Source organism: Nocardia sp. NPDC060220 (assembly GCF_042727815.1).
Classification (GTDB): Bacteria; Actinomycetota; Actinomycetes; order Mycobacteriales; family Mycobacteriaceae; genus Nocardia.
Genome location: NZ_JBHWZY010000849.1, coordinates 1 through 2,881, shown reverse-complemented (window position 1 = coordinate 2,881; position 2,881 = coordinate 1). Strand labels below are relative to the sequence as shown.

Sequence of the window (2,881 nt, the reverse complement as noted above, 5' to 3'; positions counted from 1 at the left end):
ACCCCAAGAACGACTTCTCGATCACCCTCAGCCCTGAGCGGCTCCTCGACGCCGACGCCGACTACGTCTTCCTCACCAGCAACGGCGAGGACGCCGCCGCACAGCGCAAGGCGGCCGCCGAGGCCAACCCGCTGTGGAACCAGCTGCGCGGCAAGGTCACCCCGGTCGACGACCTGGTCTGGCTGACCTCGGTCGGCCTCACCGGCGCCCACGCGGTCCTCGACGACATCGCCAAGACCTTCGAGGTCGACCCGGCCAAGTAGGTCGAACGCGCCGTGTTCGCCCACCCCTACACTCGGCGGGGTGGGCGAACAGAAGCAGCGGATGCTGGCCGGGGAGCTGTACAAGGACAACGATCCGGAACTGGTGGCCGAACGGCAACGGGCACAACGGTTGTGCGACGAGTTCAATCGCACCGGGCCCGACGAGACCGGGCGGCGCACCGAGTTGCTGAGTGATCTCCTCGGCAAGGTGGGGGAGGGCTCGTGGATCATGCCGCGATTCCAGTGTGACTACGGATACCTGATCGAGATCGGGGCGAACAGCTTCCTCAACTACGACGCGATCCTGCTCGACTGCGCGCCGATCACCATCGGCGACGACTGTTCGATCGGGCCGCGCTGTCAGCTGCTCACCGCGCTGCATCCGATGCAGGATCATGAAAAGCGCAGGCAGCGCTGGGAATCGGCGGCGCCGATCCGGATCGGGAACAATGCCTGGTTCGGTGGCGGGGTGATCGTGTGCCCGGGTGTGACCATCGGCGACGACGTGGTGGTCGGCGCGGGCGCCGTGGTGACCCGCGATCTGCCCGACCGGGTGTTCGCGGCGGGCAATCCGGCGCGGGTGATCCGGCAACTCTAGGTTCGCTGGCTACGCTGGAACGCAGGCGCCTGCGCACCGCTGACGCCCGACCGAAGGAGACCGGATGCGCCACGGCGAAGATCTCTCCCTCACCCACGTCATGCTGCTCGTGGGCGACCAGGACCAGGCCCTCACCTTCTATCGGGACTTGATCGGCCTGCAGGTCCGCACCGACATGCCGTTCGGCGACAACACGCGCTGGCTGACGGTCGGCCCGGTCGACCAGAAGAACCTGGAATTCGTGCTCGAGGTCCCGGAGATGGCCCCCGACCCCGCCTACCGGGCGGCCGCGCTCGCGCGCATCGACAGCGGTGCCCAGTCCACCGTCATCTTCGCCACCGACGATATCGACGCCACCTTCACCCGTATCCGCGACGCCGGGGCCGAAGTCGCCCAGGAGATCGTGAACCAGCCATACGGCCGCGACTGCGCGTTCCGTGACCCGTGGGGCAATCAGATCCGCTTCACCGCTCGCCACCACGGCTGAGCGCGACATGCGGTGCGGGTGCGGCGTCGGGTCGCGCCCGCGGCCCGGCGGCAATACTGTCTGACCATGGGCGAATCGCGAATCGAGATGGAACCCGAAGCTACCCGGCCGCTGCGCGAGGACATCCGCTTCCTCGGCGGCATCCTGGGCGACACCATCCGCGACCACGAAGGTCCCGAGGTGTTCGACCTGATCGAGCGCGTCCGCATCGAGGCGTTCCGGGTGCGCCGCGAGGAGGTCGAGCGCAGCGCCGTCGCCGACATGCTCGACGGCACCCCCACCGAGGTCGCGATCCCGCTGATCCGGGCGTTCAGCTACTTCGTGCTGCTGGCCAACCTGGCCGAGGACATCCAGCGTGATCGACGCCGCGCCGTGCACGTGGCGGCGGGCGAGCCACCCCAGGACTCCTCCCTGGCCGCCACCTACGACAAACTCGACGCGGCCGGCCTGGACGGCACCGTGGTGGCCGACCTGCTCACCGACGCGCTCGTCTCCCCGGTGATCACGGCGCATCCGACCGAAACCCGCAGGCGCACCGTCTTCGACGTGCAGTCCAAGATCACCGAGCTGATGCGCCTGCGCCGGCGCCTCGAACCCGGCGAGCCCGGCCTCGACGAATCCGAACAGCGGATCCGCCGCGAAGTGCTCACCCTGTGGCGCACGGCGCTGATCCGGTTGGCGCGCTTGCGGATCCAGGACGAGATCTCCGTCGGTCTGCGCTACTACGACCTGACCCTCTACGACGTGATCCCCGCGATCAACGCGCAGGTGCGCGCGGCGCTGCGGACGCGCTGGCCCGCCGAAGACCTCCTGCCGCGTCCGATCCTGCGCCCCGGCTCGTGGATCGGCGGCGACCGTGACGGAAACCCGTTCGTGACAGCCGAAGTCGTGCACACCGCCGCCGAGCAGGCCGCCGCCTACGCCTTCGGCCGCTATCTGGACGAGCTGGTCGAACTCGAGAAGACCCTGTCGCAATCGGCCCGCCTGGTGCGGGTGACACCCCGGGTCGCGGAACTCGCGGCAGCGGGTTACCCCGACCCCGGCCTGTTCGCCGACGAGCCGTATCGCCGTGCGCTGCACGCGATTCGGGCCCGGCTCAGTGCCACTGCCGAGCTCGCGCTCGGTGAACTGCCCGAACACGGCCTCGACACCGGCGCCGCGCCGTATCCGACGCCACAATCGGTCCTCGACGACCTCGACGCGATCGACGAGTCCATGCGTGCCAGCGGCGACGGACTGCTCGCCGACGACCGTCTCGCCGCGCTGCGCCACGCCATCGAGACCTTCGGTTTCCACCTGCAGGGCCTGGACATGCGGCAGAACTCCGAGGTCCACGAGCAGGTGGTCACCGAACTGCTGGCGTGGTCGGGCGTGCATCCCGACTATCCGAGCCTGTCCGAAGCCCAGCGGGTGGAGCTGCTCGCCGCGGAATTGCGCACGCGCCGACCACTTCTCGGGCCGAACGCGCAGCTGAGCGAACTCGCCGCCAAGGAACTCGGGGTCCTGAGCGCCGCCAAGGAGGTCATCGATACC

3 protein-coding genes and 1 pseudogene are annotated in these 2,881 nt (G+C 69.1%); all 4 read left to right on the top strand.

Translation table 11 applies throughout. The features are described from left to right. Positions 1-263, top strand: a pseudogene (locus ACFWF3_RS30645) (hypothetical protein); the annotation flags it as partial. Positions 264-303: 40 nt separating this feature from the next. After that, a complete protein-coding gene (locus ACFWF3_RS30640) occupies positions 304-861 on the top strand; it encodes a sugar O-acetyltransferase (protein WP_379317186.1) in 558 nt (185 codons plus the stop codon). 64 nt (positions 862-925) lie between these two features. Next, entirely contained in the window at positions 926-1,348 is a 423-nt protein-coding gene (locus ACFWF3_RS30635) for a VOC family protein (protein WP_379317184.1), read from the top strand. Between the two features lie 66 nt (positions 1,349-1,414). After that, positions 1,415-2,881: phosphoenolpyruvate carboxylase (locus ACFWF3_RS30630; RefSeq protein ID WP_379317182.1), on the top strand; the 1,467-nt coding region annotated here is incomplete at its 3' end.